Genomic DNA, 18820 nt, shown 5'->3' with positions numbered 1-18820 from the left:
CAGTTAGCCAAGGCGTGCACCACCGATGCGATCCGATCCGCCGAAGCGCCAGCCTCCAGACGAATGACCACTGCGCCTGCGACGATTTCCGGGCGTGAGGGAACATCAACATCAATGCACGCTGCCTTAGTGGTCGACCCAACCATTAAGGTTGCAAACTCCACCGGATCCTCTGGCGCAGGCAACACAAGCCGCCCCTTTCTCGCAAGAGTCCGCCACGTCGATACATGATTTGCAAGCAAACCGTGCCGACGCGCAACAGAACTCACCGTAGCGCCAGGCAGCAGCGTTTCTGCCACAATACGCGCCTTCACCTCATCCGACCACTTTCGGTTCCCGCAGCTTCCGCCACCAACTGGTAGAACCTCCAATGTAGCATCCATGGAGAAACTCCGTCCTGATCATCCCGAAAGTCTAATGAGACAATTAGAACTGTAATTGGAAGGTGGGGATCAGCGTACGCTTACAAAGAAACTGCTTAAAACAAGCGCTATTGCGAAATCAGCATAACGGTTCTCAATGAGTATACGATGGAACTGCAAGAGGTTGGTGGATGTTCTTATTATCACGGTGCTTCTTGCAGCTTCAGCGGTGTTGTAGAACAAAACGCCAGCGGCATCTAATTGCTATTCCAGCCCCACTTTTGTGAGACATACGCCAGATTTCTATCAACGATTATCAGCCGGGCAAAGCAAAGCTGGACCAATTCCAGTTTTGCTTTGAAGGACATATTTAACAAGCCACACCTAATTATTCTCGTAGTGCATGATTTGTGACGGCTGGCACGCCAATATATGAAGCGCTACCATTATCCAACGCCTATTTCGACGCTGCTTTCTGCAAATCCGCCAGATTACCGACGATAGCCGCGGCTTCATTTTGCAGAACATCTTTCGCGCTCCTGCGGGCTTTTTCAATGGCGATATCAGCGCTCAGGCTCCGCTCGTTGGACTGTAGACCATCATCCTTATCCGCATTAACTTCGTCTGTGTTTTCACCCTGCGCTTTAAAGCGATTTGTTTCAGCTGCAATTTCAGCCCGCCGGGTGGCCTCATTAAGAGATATGACCGTCTTTTCGCGCTGAGCCTTCAAAACTGCAATATCTTCCACAAACCTTTGAAATTCAGGTTCACTTTTTACCCGGCTGTCGTGACGTTCCTGCAACTGCGATATCGTCGCTGCCATATTGCCAAACGTCTTGTATTTTGCAGCCTTCACCTGGCTCCAAGGCAGGGCATTATCAAAACTCGATTCACCGGTGGTCTTGATATTAAACGTTCCCGGAAGGCTGATATCAGGTGTCACGCCACGCAACTGCGTGGTGCCGCCATTCACCCGGAAAAACTGAGCAACGGTCAACTTCAATTCACCAAATTTCGGCTGAGGATTCTGTACCACTTCGTCAAGATTGACCACGGTTTGCACTGTGCCCTTGCCGAAGCTTGGTTCACCTATAATAACGCCGCGACCATAATCCTGAACCGCCGCTGCAAAAATCTCAGACGCGGACGCTGACCCACGATTGATAAGAACTCCAAGCGGTCCATTCCATAAAGGGGCCGGAAGATCATCAATCTCTACTTTCACTTCGCCTTTTGCATTGCGCTGCTGAACCACGGGGCCTTTGCCAACAAAGAGACCAGTAAGGTCGATCGCCTCGGTCAAGGAGCCGCCGCCATTGTTGCGCAGATCGATCAGAAGGCCATCGACTTTGTCTTGTTTCAGTTCAGTTACAAGTTTGGCAACGTCGCGGCTGGCGCTGCGATAGTCCTTGTCACCTTTGCGGCGTGCCTCGATATCCTCATAAAACGCGGGTAGCGTGATCACGCCTATCCTGTGCGTAGTCGTACCATCTTTGACTGATAGAATTGTCTTTTGCGCAGCCTGTTTGTCGAGGCTGATCTTGTCACGAACAAGGTTCACGATGTGATGTTGGCCATCTGGTCCAGCATCCGCAGGCAAGATATCCAAACGTACAACTGACCCTTTGGCACCGCGTATCAGTTGCACCACTTCATCAAGACGCAATCCGACAACTTCCTTTATCGCCCCGTTTTCATCCTGGCCCACGCCAACGATACGATCTCCGACCGCTAGTTTTCCTGACGACTGGGCCGGACCACCGGCAACGAGTTCGCGGATAGTTGTGTAGTCGTCGCGTTCCTGCAGAACAGCACCAATGCCGACAAGTGAAAGCTTCATCGCGATATCAAATTCTGCCGATGCATTTGCACCAAAATAGTCGGTATGAGGATCGACAGAAGTCGTATACGCGGCCATGAATATCTGAAAAACATCATCGGCTTTCGACTTATATGTGCGCGCCAAAGAGTTTTCGTATCGCTTGCCAAGTGTCTCACGAATTGTTGCGTCGTCTTTGCCAGCCAGTTTCAAACGCAACCAATCATTTTTGACGCGCTTGCGCCACAGATCATTGCGTTCTGCTTCTGATTGCGGCCAGACTGCTTTATCGCGCACAAGCGGATAGTCTTCCTGCACACTGAAGTCGAACTTCTGATTGAGCAGACTGCGCGCATAAGTCATGCGATCCACTATCCGCTGTCCATAAATATTGAAAATGGCGAACGGAATGCTCAGATCTTCCTGATTGATCGCATCATCGATCTCCATGCTTCTCGTTTTGAAGCTATCAATATCCGACTGCAGGAAAATCAACCGGTCTGGATCAAGAGAATCGATATAACGATTCATGATCTTGACGGACAGAGCGTCATCCAATGCAACAGGTTTGTAATGAAAGCGCGAAAGGAATTCCGCCGTCAGACGCGCAGCCTCCACCTGTTGCGGCAAAGGCTTCAGATCGGGAGGAGAACCTGCCTCAAAAGCGTGGGAAGGCGACGCAATTATCGCAAGGAACAGGAAGAGAAAGCCAAACTTCTTGCGTACCAACTTGCACCCCATTTTCTCGAAGCAGAATATCCAGACCTTAATTTATGTGAAACAATTATGGTCTTTTAGCAACCACCTGTGTTCCTATCGAGCGCAAGGATCACGATCTCGGACATAATAACACCGGCCATGTCGCCGTTTCTTTCAGCTGCGCGATACAGGTTCAGGCACCCCTTAGACCAATCACATGTTCACCACCTGCGGCAAAGGCTGATCAACACTCATCGCATGATCGAGGACACGTTGGAGATTTGCAGCATGGCGGAAATTTGGCTCCAACCCTATACCGTCAGCTACCGCGCGGGCAAAACGCTGATAATTCGTTTCAACCGGATTTACTTCAATATCGTGCCAGACCGGCTTCTCGATATCTTCGCCGATCGAGCCACGGAGGGTCGAACCCGTGGGTGTATGAATGACTTCCAACGCACCCTTGTCTCCGTGAATGCGTAATCGCAATTCGTTAAGATGCCCCGTTGCCCAACGGCTGGCATGTATCACGCCCAGTGCCCCGTTCGAATACTCCGCCATCATCACAAAACTATCGTTTGCATCAAGCACATATTCGCCGATGTGGTTGTTTTCGGCCTTATCGAAGGTTTTCAGTCGCGCTGATGCGCACTCAACATCGCTGCCGATTGCATAGGATGCGAAATCAAGAATATGAATGCCGACGTCGCCAAGAACGCCGTTGGAACCATGGCGCGTGGACAGTCTCCAGAGCCACTTACTCTCGGTTTTCCAGTCACCCCATGCTTTCGACACAAGCCAACTTTGCAGATAAGAAGCCTCGAAATGGCGCACCTGACCAATCTCTCCTGACATCACGATTTCTCGCGCTCTCTGCAATGGTGCCACATTGCGATAAGTGAGATTGACCATATTGATAATGCCTGCCTGCTCTGCAGCATCAGCCATTTCAGCGGCTTTCTCGTAGCTCTCAGCGAGCGGCTTTTCACAAAAGATGTGCTTACCCCCACCAATAAGCGCCAAAGACGTCGGATGATGAATCGCGTCTGGAGTTACATTTGCAACGGCATCAAACTGGTTCCAATCAAGAGCATCCTCAAGTCGCGTAAAGCGGTTGTGAATGTCATGGTTTTCGGAGAATGCATCAACACGTTCTGCCGAAACGTCACAAGCTGCAACCACCTCGACGCCAACTATGGCGTTGAAGGCCTCGGCATGGTTCTTTGCCATGCCGCCAGTTCCTAGAATAAGAAGACGCATCATGCACCTCAACGATAACCGGCTTCGCCGGCCTTATGAAGTTTAGGGCCGCGCTCCACAATTGGTTCCAAAGCCTGATCTACAGGGACATTTGGCGCCGTATGAATATCCGTCCAGGCAGGCTGGGGATTGTAAGCCCATTTGACTGAGTTGCGGAGCACGGTTTGCACATTTGCATCATGGTATGTCGGGTAGGTTTCGTGGCCGGGGCGGAAATAGAAGATATTGCCTGCACCACGGCGCCATGTCAGACCCGAACGGAATACCTCACCGCCCGAAAACCACGAGATAAATACAGTTTCGAGCGGTTCAGGGACTGAAAATTGCTCACCATACATTTCCTCATTTTCAAGTACAAAATTCTCATCCAGCCCCTGTGCAATGGGATGTCCACGATTGACGACCCAGACACGTTCACGTTCGCCTGCTTCACGCCATTTCAGCGCGCAGGGTGTCCCCATCAACCGTTTGAAAATTTTCGAAAAATGGCCTGAGTGAAGCACGATCAGCCCCATACCCTCAAACACGCGTTTGGCAACGCGCTCAACAATTTCATCGTGTACGCCACCATGATCCTTGTGACCCCACCACATCAACACGTCCGTGTTGGCAAGGCGTTCCTCTGTCAGACCATGTTCCGGTTCCTGCAAGGTGGCTGTTGTCGCTTCAATGCTGCTATCGGCATTCAGCGCATCTGCAATCGTGTTGTGCATCCCCTTAGGATAAACAGAGCGCACAGTTTCATTAATCTGCTCATGAATATTTTCACCCCAGACGATAGTGCGGATAAACACGGGTATTCTCCTTGCTTGCGGCTTATCAGCCTTTGTTTCAATTAGAGCTTGGACGCGCACGCCTGTTGATGAAACCAACGCTTGAACGCTATTGTTCCAAGAAACGATTTTTTATTGGAAAGGCTGCTTATCCGTCCTGAGCGCGCCCGTTTTCATCAAATCGATGGATACGCTCACCGGTCGGCGCTATTGATAGCAAATCACCGGCCTTGCGGATCGACACCCCGCTTTCACGAACCACAAGCGGTTCTTCGAGGCCAAGATCAATATAAACATACGTATCTGACCCCAGAACTTCGGTGTGGATCACTTGACCGTTCCATTGACCACTGCTTGAAACGATCTGGAGATGCTCCGGTCGCAGGCCAACCGTATGTGTCCCGAATTGCTCCGCATGCTTTCCATTGAGCAAGTTCATTTTGGGTGAGCCGATAAATCCCGCAACGAAAAGCGAATTTGGCTTTTCGTAAAGTTCGAGCGGCGTCCCTATCTGCTCGACCCGTCCATCACGCAGCACGCAGATACGATCAGCCAATGTCATCGCTTCAACCTGATCATGTGTCACATAGATCATCGTGGTGTCTTGCATACTATGATGGAGCTTGGCAATTTCCAGCCTGGTCGCAACGCGAAGTGCTGCATCAAGATTGGATAGAGGTTCGTCAAACAAAAACACTTTCGGATCCCGAACGATGGCGCGTCCTATTGCAACGCGCTGACGCTGACCACCTGAGAGCTGGCGCGGCAAGCGTTCGATATACGGCGTCAGTTGCAACATTTCAGCCGCTTGTTGGATACGGTGTCGGCATTCGTGTTTGTCTTTGCCAGCAAGCTGCATGCCAAAAGCCATATTCTGATAGACGTTCATATGTGGGTACAGCGCATAAGATTGAAACACCATAGCGATGCCACGTTTGGATGGGCTGAGACTATTAACCACCGTATCGTCGATAGAGAGACTTCCTGAGGTGATCTCCTCAAGACCTGCAATAAGGCGCAGCAGTGTCGATTTTCCACAACCGGAAGGACCAACAAAGACCATGAATTCGCCAGGACGGATGTCCATATCCACGCCTTTTATAACCTCAAAATTCCCAAATGATTTGCGCACATCGCGCAATTGAAGCTGTGCCATATTTAAACTCCTATCCCTTCACGCCACCTGCGGTCAGACCGGATACGATCCGTCGCTGGAAGATGAGCACAAGGATGACGAGAGGAACTGTTACGATGACCGATGCAGCCATGATATTGCCCCATGGGATTTCGAACTGACTACTGCCAGACAAAAGTGCAATTGCAACAGGGACAGTCCGCTGGCCTGCAGATGATGTAAAAGTGAGTGCAAACAGGAACTCATTCCAAGCAGAAATGAACGCCAGAAGCCCTGTTGTAACCAGTGCTGGCCACATCAGCGGCATAAACACGCGCGTAATGATGATCCATGGCGATGCGCCGTCGACAATCGCCGCTTCCTCGATCTCTACTGGTAGATCGCGCATGAAAGTCGTAAGAACCCAGACAGTGAATGGCAAAGTAAAGATCATATAGGAGAAAATCAGAGCCAGTGGCGTATTGAATATCCCCAGGAAGCGAATGAGTTCAAACAAACCTGCGAGCACCGCAATTTGCGGGAACATCGATACCGACAAAATGGTAAGCAACAACAAGCCCCGCCCCCGGAAATTCACTCTGGCAAGTGCATAGGACGCGGTGACGGCAAGTAGCAAAGAAATGGCGACGACGATCGTTGCAACAAACAATGAGTTGCCGAGGCTTCGAACAAAGCTGCCCTGAATTAGGACACCAGTATAATTACCTATCGAAAAACTCGTCGGCCAAAAGTCCACATGAAAAAGCGCTGTTCCCGATTTGAAACTTGTTATAATCGCGTAATAGAAAGGAAATACTGCGACAAGAATGATGATCGCAACCAGCACATAAAAGCCAAGCATTTTAAGATGATGCATGACTATTCTCCTCTTCCACCGATGCTTACACGTCCAAAGAACATGTAAAGCACAGTGATGGCCGCGATGATGAGAAACAGCATCGTTGATGCGGTTGCACCATAGGCAAACTTATCGAAATCAAAAAGATTCTCGCGAGCGAAAACAGACATTGTTTTGGTTTGCGCGTTGTTGGGTGTCAGGACATAGATAAGGTCAAAAATACGTAAAGCATCAAGCATGCGGAAGATGATCGCAACCATCAGCGCTGGACGAATTAGTGGTAACGTCACCCGCCAGAACACTTTCAACGGATGGACACCATCGATTTTTGCGGCCTCATATACGTCAGAAGGAACCATCTGTAATCCAGCAAGGATGAGCAGGGCCATGAAGGGCGTGGTTTTCCAAACATCAACGATCAGGATCGCAATCATCGCCGTGTCAGGATTTGCCGTCCAAGCAATTTTTTGGCTAATAAGACCGAAATTGAGGAAGATATGGTTCAGTATGCCAAACTGATCATTGAGCATCCAGCCCCACATTTTAGCTGAGACGATTGTTGGAATAGCCCATGGTATCAGGATCGCCGCTCGCACAAGGCCTCGCCCAGGGAATCTCGCATTAAGCACCAGTGCTACGATCAACCCGAAAAAGGTTTCGAGACTAACCGAAAACAGTGTGAACCTGATCGTATTCCACACAGCACCCCACCATGCTGGATCGGCCAAAAGACCCCGATATACCGTGCGGCCACTTTTTAACGTGACCCAAGTGAAGTAGTTTTTAAAACCGACGAACTCCGCCGCTCCAAGACTTGTGAGCGATGCATTTGTGAAACTGAAATAAATGGTCCTGAGCAATGGCCATCCAGCCACAAGCGCCAGAACAATCAGCGTTGGCGCAAGAAACAGCCAGGCCGAACGAATGCGTTTCGTATGCAAGTCCGAATGTCGTCGGCGTTCGGTCGGCGCTCTTGAAACATCAACAGAAGTATCGGTCATGATCTTCCTTCGGGTGCGGACTGCTCTGAAAATTCTGCGTTCGGATCGCTTGGGAATTGATCCGAACGCCGCCTGATAAGTGCTTACCAACCAGAGCCTTCAAGCTCCGACAGGTCGACCTCAAGCATTTCAAGGTTCTCAGTAGCCGTACCACTACCCGAAAGGGTCTTATGCACGGACGTCCAGAATTTTGATGAGACTTCGTTGTATTTTACTTTTGTCGCAGCCGAAGGGCGCGGCACTGCATTTTGAAAAATAGGTTTCCAATTTGCCATGAACGGCTGTGCTGCAATAATTTCCTTATCGTCGTAAAGCGATTCAATGGTTGGCAATCGTGAGATTTCCACGGCTTGCACCTTTTGAACCTCCGGTGAAGCCAAAAATTTCACCAAAGCAATCGCTGCATCCTGCTTTGTGGAATATTTTGATACTGCTAGGTTCCATCCGCCAAGTGTAGAGGATGGAGGCTCCCCCTCGGCACCGGCAGGTAGAGGCGCAACATCAAATTTGCCTTTTACACCGCTATCTTCACTGTTGCCCAACGCGTATGCATAGGGCCAGTTGCGCATGAACACTGCATTACCAATCTGCCAAACGCCACGGGATTCCTCCTCCTGATAGGCGAGAACTCCCAGCGGGGAAATCGAACCGATCCAGCCCCTTGCACGATCAATTGCGGCTGCAGCCTGTTCGTTGTTGATCGAAACCGTTCCGTCAGCTTCAACAATCTGGCCGCCACCCGAAGACTTGATCCATTCGAGCGCGTTACAAGTCAGGCCTTCATAAGCATTGCCCTGAAAGACAAAGCCCCATAGATCCGTTTTGCCATCCGCCCGCTCTTTTTCCATGATTTCGTTGGCTGTAACAGTCATCTCGTCCCACGTCTTTGGAACAGATTTCCCGTATTTTTCCAAAAGATCCTTGCGATAAAAAAGTGCGGGCGCATCGGTATAAAAGGGCAAAGCTACCAACTTACCATTCACCGTCTGGGACGCGATGATCGAAGGAAAATGGCTTCCCGTTACGTCTTTTGTAGCTTCAGTCAGATCAACAAACTGGTCAGAAAGCTGCGGCGCCCAAACCACGTCTGTCTGATAAACATCGATATCTACATTGCCTGCGGCCAGCCATAAACGGTACTGGCTAAACTGTTCGCTGCTCGATGGTGGCATGGAGACAATATGAACCTTGTTGCCAGTATCCTTTTCGAACTTTGCAATCTGATCCTGTAAGAACTTAATGTTATTGCCAGTTGAATTGGCAGCAATCGAAATTTCGGCTGCGTGAGCAGATGCAGCGGCAAAGCCAAAAGCGACACATGCCGTCAGTAGACCCTTAAGAGCTTTCATTGCTCCCTCCTCCCATCCATTCAGTAAGCGGTTGTCGAAATCGAAAACGGTTTGGATAGTAAAAAGGTCGCAGAAGGCCGCAATTCTGTCAAGGCTGTCTTTCACATAAAGGGAGAGAGAAAGAGGAAATTCCAAATACTACATATTATCAATGATATAATATAAGCATTGCAATTTATAGGGCGTACTTGCCTCACTGTGATTGGTTTATGGCCGACAGAATAGCTGCCATAACTTGAAATCGGTTTGGTTATGCGTCATAAGTTAAACAAGCAGCTTTCGTCACAGGGAACTGCCAATTGTTAACCGCAAGGAAGCGACTATAATACCCAGTCTTATCAGTGCTCCAAACCGTTAGATCCAATGAAGCTTCGTGAATTTGCCAAACAACTCGGTCTCTCCGCCACAACAGTCAGTCGCGCACTAAGCGGCTATCCGGAAGTCGCTGAAACGACACGCAAGCGCGTCAGAGACGAAGCGGTGCGACTGGGCTATAGCCCGAATGTCAACGCTGTACGACTTGTAACAGGTCGAGCAGGCGCTGTTGGTGTCGTGATGGGGCGCAATAGTGAGTTTCACTTCGCCGAGTTCATGCGCGGTATGGCTGAAAGGCTCAGTCAAGATGAGGTGGATATCCTCGTCAGCCCCATCGCAAATAACGGCACGGAAAATGAGGTGGAACTTTGCCGCCGCCTTGCCACTAGCCGACGCGTCGACGCCATAATCGTGACCTCACCCAAGCCGAATGATGAACGCATTCGCTTGCTAAATGAATTAGGCATGCCTTTTCTCGTTCATGGTCGTTCGAAAATCGATATTCCACATGCATGGCTTGATATCGACAACGAAGGCGCAGTTTATCGTTCCACCACCCACCTGCTTGATCTTGGCCATCGCCGTATCGCTATGATCAACGGACGCCAAGGCTTTACATTCTCACTTGATAGGGACATGGGATACCGTAAAGCGCTTGAAGAAAAGGGGATTGAATATGATCCAAGCCTCGTCGAGCACGGCGATTTCACAGACGAGATCGGTTATCGTTTGGCGCAGAAAGTCCTCGAGCGCGATCTAAGCCCTACAGCGTTTGTCGCAGGATCGATGATGACCGCTTTGGGCATTTATCGAGCGGCCCGTTCTTTCGGTTTAGTGATCGGCCGAGATATTTCCGTCATTGCACATGATGACGTGATTTCGTTCCTGAGCGCAGAGAATATGGTGCCATCACTCACAGCAACACGGTCATCAATGCGCGCTGCTGGCAAACGTTGCGCAGATATGCTCATGGATATCCTTGATGACAAAGCTCCATCCGATATTCACGAACTCTGGCCCGTTGAGCTAATCTTGAGAGAAACAGCCACTCGCGTCCCGGAAGATGAGGCCAGTTTACGTGCCGAGAGCGTAGCCCAAAAATTGTGAAACGGTTTTCGTACAAGATAGTCGTTAAAACAAACGGTTAGTGCACTGATCTCTTTCAGTCGATTGAAATGCGCTTTCGCACTTGTAATCAGAACTGTTAGAAAGTCACTCGCGAAATTCTCGAGTGCGATCGCATACAATCTGTGAGAACGTCTTTATTCGCCAGAAGGCGTACCCCTTTCAAACAACATTCGGAACAACCATGCGAACTGAGTTCATCCAATGGTCCGCAATGTATGAATAAAGCCGCAGGCGAGCATGTTTTCTCAACACTCAACCGTAAGCACCGCATTCAAGAGAGTTCGTCCCGGCTTCGACGAAAACTCGATCCTTCCCCCAACGCGTGCCATACGAGTGGCCATGCTGCGCATACCGATACTGATATTGGCTTGTTGTACGGCCTCGACATCAAAGCCGATACCATTGTCTTCGACGTGCAATTCAAGTGTGTCGCGCGAACTCTGTATCATTGACAATGTCACCATTTTAGCGCGGCTGTGCTTTATAACGTTGGTCAGTGCTTCCTCAACAATTCGGGTCAACGCCAAGCATTGTAACGTGTTGGGCGGTTTGAGCCACCGATCCGGAAACAACCATTTAGATTTTATGTCAAGTTCATCAAAGAGCGCGGTGAAACGATGTCGTAAGGGAGCCATCCATTCCAACGGTGTGGCTGGAACCTTGATGCTGGGGCTGGAATTGCTATCAATGGTTTGGCGCAGATCGTCGCGGATCAGTTTAAGCATCGAAACGACTTGTGGTCGGTTGACAGGGCCTTGGCCCTGCTCCACGGAAGCCATCATGTGTACGAGTGACCCACCGATGCCATCGTGAAGATCATGTGCAATATCTAACCTGTCTCTAAGTCTGGTATTGGTCAGCGCCAGCGCATATTCACGCTCAAGGGTTGTTGCGAGTTCGGCGCGCGCTTTTTCAACATTGTCTGCTAGCTCAACATTGAACTGTTCTATTCGTCGGACATTATGAGCATGACGCAATCCCAAGATGCCGGATAGACAGAGAGTAATCACAATGTTCGCATAAGGCAGGATGGTAAATTCACCCGGAATGAGTTTAAAAATCAGCAGAAAATCATGCAGGCTTGTTACGAATAAAACCAAAAGACAAACAGCCAGCATTAAATGTTCACGCTGGCGCGTATGCAGAGCATAGAGAGGAAACTGCAGACAATTCAGCAGAAACGCCACAGTTGCCAACAAAAAGCTGAGGATCTGAACATAACCGATAGAGTAAGCGGGCGTGATAACGAGCGCGATAATAAGGCATGCTGTCGTCCCCCATAGAATGCGCTCATAGCGTTTCAATCGCCTTTCGCCAAAACGCAGTGTGAACAAACAAAAACAGGCCACACATAGCAGCAGGGCAATTGCGTTCACTTTGGCCGCCGTTAGGGTATCAGGGTAGGGCCAGGGCTTAGTGACCAGAATATTCGATATGAAAACGACCCAGAATAAGGACGAAAATGCGTACCATCCGTATGCGCTTTGATCCCTACGAAAGATCCAGATGCAAAAGAACAAAATTCCGATGACGGCCGATACAATAATGTTTGCGACGTATAATGTGCGGTGGTGCCACCACAGGATTTCGTATTGCTCATAAACTTTGTTGGACTGACCAATGACAACAGCCCCTAACCCCAGAGTCTGACCTTTTATGCCGACTACTCGGATCCAGAGTGTGTTTACACCGTCGTATAACCAACCATCATGCAGCCGCCAATAGCGGGGCATATTCCAGCTGCGCGATAGCGGTTCCGTTAATTGCTCATCGCTCCAGAGATGATGTTCGTTGACGTAAACTTCTCCAGACACAACGATGGATCGCAGTAGCAAGGCGACAGGCTCACGGCCCCCTACAGGGCAATTTTGTTGCCAGTCGATACGATACCAGATGTTATTGGCTCCCTCAGAATGTCGCCAATTCCAGTCATCTGGAAGAGTCACCTGTTCCCATTGTGAATCCTCTGCTCTACCTCCGTCGGGAGTAGCCTCAGCCGCTTTGACACTGACTATGCGCACCGAGCATGTTGACGCAGTAGAACTCACTTGAGCCCAAGCAGGTGCCGCAAAAATACAAAAACACAGAAATAGCAGCCACCTCACGCCAACAATCCGCGCTGTCTTGCGGTGTGTATTGCCCGCGTCCTTGAGGAAACAGCAAGCTTGCGATAAATCCGTTTAATATGACACTCAACAGTGTACCGCGACAGGCAGAGGCGCTCTGCAATGTCCTTATTACCAAGTCCTTCGGCAACCAAAAGCAATATCTGGCTCTCGCGCGCAGTCAGCGCTTGCATACCATCGTCTGCCGTCCGTTCTGGCGATTGAGCAGGCAATTCCTCGATAATACGTTTTGCGACAAACGGATCGATAGGCGCGCCACCGCGTAAAACACTGCGTATTGCTATTGCCACTTCCAAATCGTCACGTTCTTTAAGAACATAACCTACTGCGCCCGCCCGCAAGGCAGAAAGAATTACATCCTGCGTGCACCACGCCGAAATCACCAGTATAGCCAACCCGGGATCTGAAGCATGAAGGTCGCAAATCAGATCAATCCCACTGCCATCAGGCAATCCGATATCGACCAAAGCTAAAGCAACGGGCTGATCCGCCATACAGGCGCGCGCCTCAGCCAACGATGCGGCAAAGATAATGGTCTCAGGTTGATAGCCAAACTGAAACAGCAGCCCCTCAAGCCGACGTCGAACCACCATATCATCTTCAACCAGAAGTACCGGTGCGGGAAGCACAATATCGGTGGCAAGCGTGCTAAGTGGCATCGGCATCTCCTTTCAGACCAGACATTGTTTAAGACTTCTATTAAAATTCAATATCCACAACTCAATAGTATTGATAGATAAATTGATACATTAACTGTGGTGCCGTTCGGATATCGCCCGATATACGGGCGACATCCTCAAATCTGAGCTTTTTGCCGCGTACTAGAACTTGTATGCTACGCCAAGCCGAATTTCGTTTGTCTTAAATTTATTTTGAACAGAATCAAAGCCAAAATCATCATTGCCAGCGCTGAAGTTCTTTTTACCGTAATCTGTATAACGGTATTCAAGGCGCAGGATCACATTATCAGTGGCAGCGTAGTCAACACCGCCGCCGATTGTCCAACCCGTCAGAGTTTTGCTTTGCGAGACGCTGATGCTATCGACCCCATCGGTCAGAGAAACAGAATTCTTCACACTACCGAACGCTACACCACCGGCAATATATGGCATGAAGCGGTCGACTGCGACACCTGCCCGTGCACGGACAGCACCTGACCAACGAAGCTTGCTTTCAATAGAGGCGGTGAGAAACTCATCATCATCTGAAATACTTTCCTTCTGGTTGTTGAAGGTTACATCCCCGTCGACACCTAGAACTACGTTGCTTTCGGTTTCGAAATTGTAACCCCCATAAACACCTCCTAGAAAGCCATCCGGCTTGATAAAAACAGACCCTTCGTCATCACCAAGCCTCGACTTTCCCCAACCATATCCGACTTGGCCGCCGATATAACCACCCGACCAAGAGAAAACAGGAATAGCAAGTGTGGGCACAGGTTCTTGTGTTTGAATGACATCGGCAGCATTCGCAATACCAACGCTGGAAAGCACGAGCCCAGCCGCGATAATAAATGATCTCATGTTCATGATGTTTCTCCAATAATACCCTTAGGGTGAGTGACCCAAGTAAAATTAGCAGAACCTGTTGCATATCCCCGAAATCAGGTATTTTGTGACATCCGTTCTATGTGACGCAGTCTATGCTATCTCACAAAATACCAAGTTTCAGGGATCGCTAATTTTGAACTTCCCGATTTAATCACCGCTGGGCAATTCTATGAATTAGAAGCGAGATTGAGAATGGGGCGTCATATTTGTGTTTCCGTTGCAACACGAGACAGGCCAAAGATGTTGGCCAATTTGCTCGCTTCCTTAAGTGACATGACCCGACCAACAGCCGATACGGTTTCTTTCTTGATCGTTGAGAACAAGGACCATTGTTCTCTTGGCAATATCGTCGACCACTTCCGTTCCTGTGTCGCAGATAATGAAGTTGCCTATTTCAACAAAGGCACACCTGGCATTTGTGCGGTTAGAAACTTCGCACTGGATTACGCAGTTAGTAAAAAATATCACTTTCTGGCATATGTCGATGACGACGAGCAGGTTGAAAAAGACTGGCTCATCAATTTGCTCGCTGAGCGTGACAGGCTTGATCTCGATATAGTCGGGTCACCGGTCCGCCCTGTGCCTTATGGGAGCGATCTGACTCTTATGCAGAAGGTCGTATGGTCCGGTATCAAACACAGCGGTATAAAATCAGAACGCAAGTGCAAAACAAAATCGCTGTCAGGTCAGGGTCATACTATTAAGATCGCGACGGGTAGCTGGATAGGTCGACTAAGCTTTTTCAGGGACACAGGCCTTCGCTTCGACCAAAGATTTGATCTTTCCGGGGGCGAAGATTGGAACTTGTGGGCCAAAGCCAAGAGCCTGGGGGCCAAAACCGGTTGGGCGCACGATGCGATCGTGTACGAAACTGTCCCTGCTTCACGCCTCACCCTCGCCTATCACTTTCGACGAAATCGCGATCATAATATCACCGAGTTCTCAGCACGTTATCGAGAAAACCCCGCAAAGACCGTCAGAGGGCTCCCGTTGAAAATAACTGGTAGGGCTATCAAATTCGCCGGTGCTGTTTGTGTGATCCCGATTCTGGGGAGCCGTGGTCTTGTTTCGTCGGCCACGGCACTGGGCGGTCTCATAGGTCAAATACAAGGGTGTTGTGGAGCGCGTTCAGAACACTATCAAACAACGACAGGATTTTAGTTTAGCCTTCGATCGTGCGCTTTCAGTAGCCATCAGAAGAAAAAAGGAACCCGCCGACGGTGTCGACGGGTTCGGCACAGGCTCAAGCGGGCCAGAGTTGATCGACAATTTTAGTTTTTGGCAGCAACCACCACGACTTCAATCAATCGTTTTGGATCCCCAAGATCTGCCACGCCTATCGTCGCACGCGAAGGCAGATCATCTCCGTCAAGCCAGTCAAGCCATGCCTCGTTCATTTCTTCTTTTTTTGACATGTCACTAAGATAAATGCGTGCGGAGATAATCTGTGTCTTGTCGGAGCCACATTCCGCCAGAATGCCGTCCAACTTAGTGCAGATCTGTTGCGTCTGCTCTTTCATGCCCAGCGAAATATCAGTTGCTGCATGGCCACCTACAAAGATCAAACCGTTATGTTCAACCGCTGCATGCATAATGCGATGCTTCCGGTAACGAGTTACCATGGTTTTACCTCTCTTACAGTTTCATTGAGTGGATTGTGAGGACGTTACGCTGGCGCATAACATCCAAGATTGATCTCAAGCGGGACATCAGTCAGCAAATCCGCTAGCAGCTTGCCAGCATATGGTCCGATGGTGAGCCCTGCAGCGCCCAAACCATTCCCTATCGTCAGACTTGCAATACCAGGAACACGACCCAGAATGGGCTTCATGCTCTTGGATGCAGGACGAAAACCAATGCGCGTCTCTATATGCGTTGCGTTAGCAAGCCCGGGCGCAACTGCGAGCCCGGCATTCAGCACTTCTGCCTCACCACCCGCTGTCACCCGGTAATCAAAACCGGAATTGTCCTCACGCGTTGCGCCGATAACCACGCGAGAATCGTCGAACGCCAGCAGGTAATGGCTCCCCATTGGCAGAAGCACCGGCCAGCTCGCAGTCTGAACGCCCGGGAGACGGAGATGAACAATTTGTCCCTTCTGCGGCTCAACTGGATGGCTAAGACCCAGCGGATCGAGAAGCTGCGACGCCCATGCGCCGGCGGTAACAACGATTTCGTCAAACTCAAGCACGGTTCCGTCACTAGCACTGCAGATCGGATTTCCTTCCCTCAACGAAAGCGCAACGCGATCCTGCCTGATTTTAGCACCAAGCGTCGCAGCAGCGCGCAACATCGCTGTAGCAAGCAACCGGGCATCCACACGAGCAGCACCAGGAATGAATATTGCTTCCATTCCTTCCCGCAGAGGTGGAAATTTTTCACGAGCTGCCGCAGAGTTTAGATGTTCAATGATGCCCGCTTCTGGAACACTTGCAACGCGATGAGCAATGCGTTTAGCTGCAGCCTCAAACTCCAGCCTGTCTTCCGCAACGACGAGTGCGCCAACTTTGCCGTAACCTAGTTCAGTTTCATTAAAGGATTTGAGTCCGTTTACCAATGTTGCGTAATAAGCGGCACCGGCGGCATACATATCGTAGAATGGGCCATCCTCAAGCTTGGTTGCCCATGGGCAGACGATACCAGCCCCCGCAAGCGTCGCTTTTCCTTCTTGCTGGGCATCAACAATTTCAACATCGATACCCTTGCGTGCAAGGTGGTAAGCGGTGCTCGCACCAAGGATGCCTGCACCGATAATCAGGACTTTCATATTCACTCCCGTTCAAATACGTAGTTTAAAGCGGCGTCCGGTTGAAATCTCCAGAAAGCCTCCGAATTTCTATTTATTCAACGGTTACGCCGGAAAACCTGCTCGTACCGAAGATTGCGGGCTCAAAGCCCTTCACATTCTTGCTAACGGTTGTCAGTGTATCTGCACCACCGAGAATGACCGCAGGTGCTTCCTCATGGAAACGCTTCTGCGCCTTGTCGTAAAGCTCAATACGTTTTTCCTTGTCGCTAACACGACCCGCTTCGTTCATCAGCCCGATAAATTCCTTGTCACACCACGCGCCCACGTTCGATGGGCTCGGCTTGTCCTCTGAATCGCAGATGAAATAATTGTTGGGAATCTGACTTGGATCGGGAAAATCATAGATGCCGCCAAACATAGCAACCGGAGCTTCACCCGCTCGGGCACGCTGGACATACTCACCCCACTCATAGGTAACAATTTCAGCCTTAACACCGATCTTTGCCCAATCTGCCTGGATCATTTCCGCAGCACGGCGACCATTGGGCATGTAGGGTCGGTAAACAGGAACAGCCCATATCTGGGTTGAAAATCCATCTGGATAACCGGCTTCTTCTAGCAGTTCCTTGGCTTTTTCTGGATTATACTCGTGCGGTGGCAGGTCCTTTGCATGTCCCCACAAGACTGGTGGTATGAGTGCTCCAGTAGCAACACCCATACCATTATAGACAGCATCGACCAGGGCTGGCACGTTGATCGCCTCGGCGAGAGCTGTTCGCACTCGCTTGTCCTGAAACTTCTCATCTCGGAAGTTGAAATCAATGAAGCCGGTTGATGCTACGGGGGTCTGTTTGAGATCCAGTGTATCACTTTTCTCGATCATTTCTCGATCAGCCAGATTGGGGTAGAGCGCTATTTGACATTCGCCCGCCAGAGCGCGTTGCAATCGGACCGATGCGTCGGTGCTGATTGCCATGATCAACGCATCGACCAACGGTGTACGCGCCTTATCACCGATTACTGCTCCCCAGGTTTCATTAAACGGTATAAGGCGGACAATCGCGTCCTGCTGGTAGGCTTGTAAGGCGAAAGGGCCGGTTCCTATCGGATCCATGTCGAAAGTTTCAGGCTTTCCCGCCTTGATCAGGACATCTGCATATTCCGCTGAGGTGATTGCCAGCGATTGGTGCGCCATGACCCCGATGAATGGAGCCAAAGGTTCCTTCAACGTAAATAGAACGGTGTAGTCGTCGATCTTTTCCACCGATTGCAAAATATCGGCAAGCTTGGTGTTGAACGTAACATAATTGCCGCCATTGATCTTCGCATAGGGATTGTCTGCCTTCATCATCCGGTCAAATGTGAAGACCACATCTTCAGCGTTGAATTCCCGGCTCGGCGTAAATTGGGCATTGGATTGCCATTTCACATTCTTGCGAAGCTTAAACGTATATAACCGCCCGTCATCCGAAACTGTCCAACTTTCAGCGAGTGACGGCTCAATATCGGAACTGGTTGCCTTAACCGATACAAGATTGTCGTAAATATTACCGAGAACGTTCGACGTGGTGCCATTGCTACTGAGTTGCGGATTAAAGATTTCCGGTGATCCCTCAACGCATACCGACAAAATTCCTGCGTTAGCAGGAGCTGAAAGCGTCAGGGCAAGTAGTATTGCAGAGGTCAATACCGAAGAGCGGACCAATTTCATGCATA

16 protein-coding genes are annotated in these 18820 nt (G+C 49.9%); 2 read left to right on the top strand and 14 right to left on the bottom strand.

The window, feature by feature from the left end; genetic code table 11:
• From tnpA to OIV19_RS19305, 8 genes are all read right to left on the bottom strand, one after another.
• On the bottom strand, window positions 1–383 hold a 383-nt coding region (gene tnpA / locus OIV19_RS19340), incomplete at its 3' end, for an IS66-like element accessory protein TnpA (protein WP_264232998.1).
• A 436-nt stretch (window positions 384–819) separates the two neighbouring features.
• Window positions 820–2922: a carboxy terminal-processing peptidase gene (locus OIV19_RS19335; protein ID WP_264232996.1), complete on the bottom strand. Its 2103-nt coding sequence runs from the start codon at window positions 2920–2922 to the stop codon at window positions 820–822.
• 171 nt (window positions 2923–3093) lie between these two features.
• Entirely contained in the window at window positions 3094–4140 is a 1047-nt protein-coding gene (locus OIV19_RS19330) for a Gfo/Idh/MocA family protein (protein ID WP_264233007.1), read from the bottom strand.
• Window positions 4141–4148: 8 nt separating this feature from the next.
• Window positions 4149–4934 (bottom strand): ThuA domain-containing protein, encoded by a 786-nt coding sequence (locus OIV19_RS19325; RefSeq protein ID WP_264232994.1) that lies wholly within the window; start codon window positions 4932–4934, stop codon window positions 4149–4151.
• A gap of 127 nt (window positions 4935–5061) precedes the next feature.
• A complete protein-coding gene (locus tag OIV19_RS19320; RefSeq protein WP_264232992.1) occupies window positions 5062–6069 on the bottom strand; it encodes an ABC transporter ATP-binding protein in 1008 nt (335 codons plus the stop codon).
• Between the two features lie 10 nt (window positions 6070–6079).
• Window positions 6080–6904, bottom strand: coding sequence for a carbohydrate ABC transporter permease (locus OIV19_RS19315; RefSeq protein ID WP_264232990.1), 825 nt, complete (start codon window positions 6902–6904; stop codon window positions 6080–6082).
• A gap of 2 nt (window positions 6905–6906) precedes the next feature.
• Window positions 6907–7887, bottom strand: a complete 981-nt coding sequence (locus tag OIV19_RS19310) for a carbohydrate ABC transporter permease (RefSeq protein ID WP_264232988.1) — start codon at window positions 7885–7887, stop codon at window positions 6907–6909.
• A gap of 83 nt (window positions 7888–7970) precedes the next feature.
• On the bottom strand, window positions 7971–9236 hold the full coding sequence (locus OIV19_RS19305; protein ID WP_264232986.1) for an ABC transporter substrate-binding protein: 1266 nt from the start codon (window positions 9234–9236) through the stop codon (window positions 7971–7973).
• A gap of 363 nt (window positions 9237–9599) precedes the next feature.
• On the opposite strand from OIV19_RS19305, the gene OIV19_RS19300 reads away from it, so the two are divergent.
• Complete coding sequence (locus tag OIV19_RS19300) at window positions 9600–10658, top strand: substrate-binding domain-containing protein (RefSeq protein WP_264232984.1); 1059 nt, start codon at window positions 9600–9602, stop codon at window positions 10656–10658.
• Window positions 10659–10924: 266 nt separating this feature from the next.
• Here OIV19_RS19300 and OIV19_RS19295 read toward each other — a convergent pair whose 3' ends face one another.
• The 3 genes from OIV19_RS19295 to OIV19_RS19285 all read right to left on the bottom strand — a co-directional run bounded on the left by OIV19_RS19295 (window position 10925) and on the right by OIV19_RS19285 (window position 14334).
• Window positions 10925–12625: a 7TM diverse intracellular signaling domain-containing protein gene (locus tag OIV19_RS19295; protein ID WP_264232982.1), complete on the bottom strand. Its 1701-nt coding sequence runs from the start codon at window positions 12623–12625 to the stop codon at window positions 10925–10927.
• 155 nt (window positions 12626–12780) lie between these two features.
• A complete protein-coding gene (locus tag OIV19_RS19290) occupies window positions 12781–13464 on the bottom strand; it encodes a LuxR C-terminal-related transcriptional regulator (protein WP_264232980.1) in 684 nt (227 codons plus the stop codon).
• 162 nt (window positions 13465–13626) lie between these two features.
• A complete protein-coding gene (locus OIV19_RS19285; RefSeq protein ID WP_264232978.1) occupies window positions 13627–14334 on the bottom strand; it encodes an outer membrane protein in 708 nt (235 codons plus the stop codon).
• Between the two features lie 213 nt (window positions 14335–14547).
• Here OIV19_RS19285 and OIV19_RS19280 point away from each other — a divergent pair, with 213 nt between their 5' ends.
• Entirely contained in the window at window positions 14548–15516 is a 969-nt protein-coding gene (locus tag OIV19_RS19280) for a glycosyltransferase family 2 protein (RefSeq protein WP_264232977.1), read from the top strand.
• Between the two features lie 110 nt (window positions 15517–15626).
• Here the strand turns inward: OIV19_RS19280 and OIV19_RS19275 are convergent, their stop codons facing one another.
• From OIV19_RS19275 to OIV19_RS19265, 3 genes are all read right to left on the bottom strand, one after another.
• Window positions 15627–15977, bottom strand: coding sequence for a RidA family protein (locus OIV19_RS19275; RefSeq protein WP_264232975.1), 351 nt, complete (start codon window positions 15975–15977; stop codon window positions 15627–15629).
• Between the two features lie 44 nt (window positions 15978–16021).
• Complete coding sequence (locus tag OIV19_RS19270; RefSeq protein ID WP_264232974.1) at window positions 16022–17122, bottom strand: FAD-dependent oxidoreductase; 1101 nt, start codon at window positions 17120–17122, stop codon at window positions 16022–16024.
• A gap of 73 nt (window positions 17123–17195) precedes the next feature.
• Window positions 17196–18815 (bottom strand): ABC transporter substrate-binding protein, encoded by a 1620-nt coding sequence (locus tag OIV19_RS19265; protein WP_264232971.1) that lies wholly within the window; start codon window positions 18813–18815, stop codon window positions 17196–17198.
• Window positions 18816–18820: the final 5 nt, after the last annotated feature.

This window comes from Brucella sp. HL-2, from assembly GCF_025846885.2.
GTDB lineage: Bacteria > Pseudomonadota > Alphaproteobacteria > Rhizobiales > Rhizobiaceae > Brucella > Brucella quorumnocens.
The sequence above is the reverse complement of the archived record's forward strand: the minus strand, read 5'-3'. Positions and strand labels throughout refer to the sequence as shown.

Bases quoted from the DNA above. Each gene is read 5' to 3' on its own strand.
- OIV19_RS19335 (WP_264232996.1), bottom strand. From the start codon at position 2,922: ATGGGGTGCAAGTTGGTACGCAAGAAGTTTGGCTTTCTCTTCCTGTTC.
- OIV19_RS19330 (WP_264233007.1), bottom strand. From the start codon at position 4,140: ATGCGTCTTCTTATTCTAGGAACTGGCGGCATGGCAAAGAACCATGCC.
- OIV19_RS19320 (WP_264232992.1), bottom strand. From the start codon at position 6,069: ATGGCACAGCTTCAATTGCGCGATGTGCGCAAATCATTTGGGAATTTT.
- OIV19_RS19315 (WP_264232990.1), bottom strand. From the start codon at position 6,904: ATGCATCATCTTAAAATGCTTGGCTTTTATGTGCTGGTTGCGATCATC.
- OIV19_RS19310 (WP_264232988.1), bottom strand. From the start codon at position 7,887: ATGACCGATACTTCTGTTGATGTTTCAAGAGCGCCGACCGAACGCCGA.
- OIV19_RS19305 (WP_264232986.1), bottom strand. From the start codon at position 9,236: ATGAAAGCTCTTAAGGGTCTACTGACGGCATGTGTCGCTTTTGGCTTT.
- OIV19_RS19300 (WP_264232984.1), top strand. From the start codon at position 9,600: ATGAAGCTTCGTGAATTTGCCAAACAACTCGGTCTCTCCGCCACAACA.
- OIV19_RS19290 (WP_264232980.1), bottom strand. From the start codon at position 13,464: ATGCCACTTAGCACGCTTGCCACCGATATTGTGCTTCCCGCACCGGTA.
- OIV19_RS19285 (WP_264232978.1), bottom strand. From the start codon at position 14,334: ATGAACATGAGATCATTTATTATCGCGGCTGGGCTCGTGCTTTCCAGC.
- OIV19_RS19280 (WP_264232977.1), top strand. From the start codon at position 14,548: ATGGGGCGTCATATTTGTGTTTCCGTTGCAACACGAGACAGGCCAAAG.
- OIV19_RS19275 (WP_264232975.1), bottom strand. From the start codon at position 15,977: ATGGTAACTCGTTACCGGAAGCATCGCATTATGCATGCAGCGGTTGAA.
- OIV19_RS19270 (WP_264232974.1), bottom strand. From the start codon at position 17,122: ATGAAAGTCCTGATTATCGGTGCAGGCATCCTTGGTGCGAGCACCGCT.
- OIV19_RS19265 (WP_264232971.1), bottom strand. From the start codon at position 18,815: ATGAAATTGGTCCGCTCTTCGGTATTGACCTCTGCAATACTACTTGCC.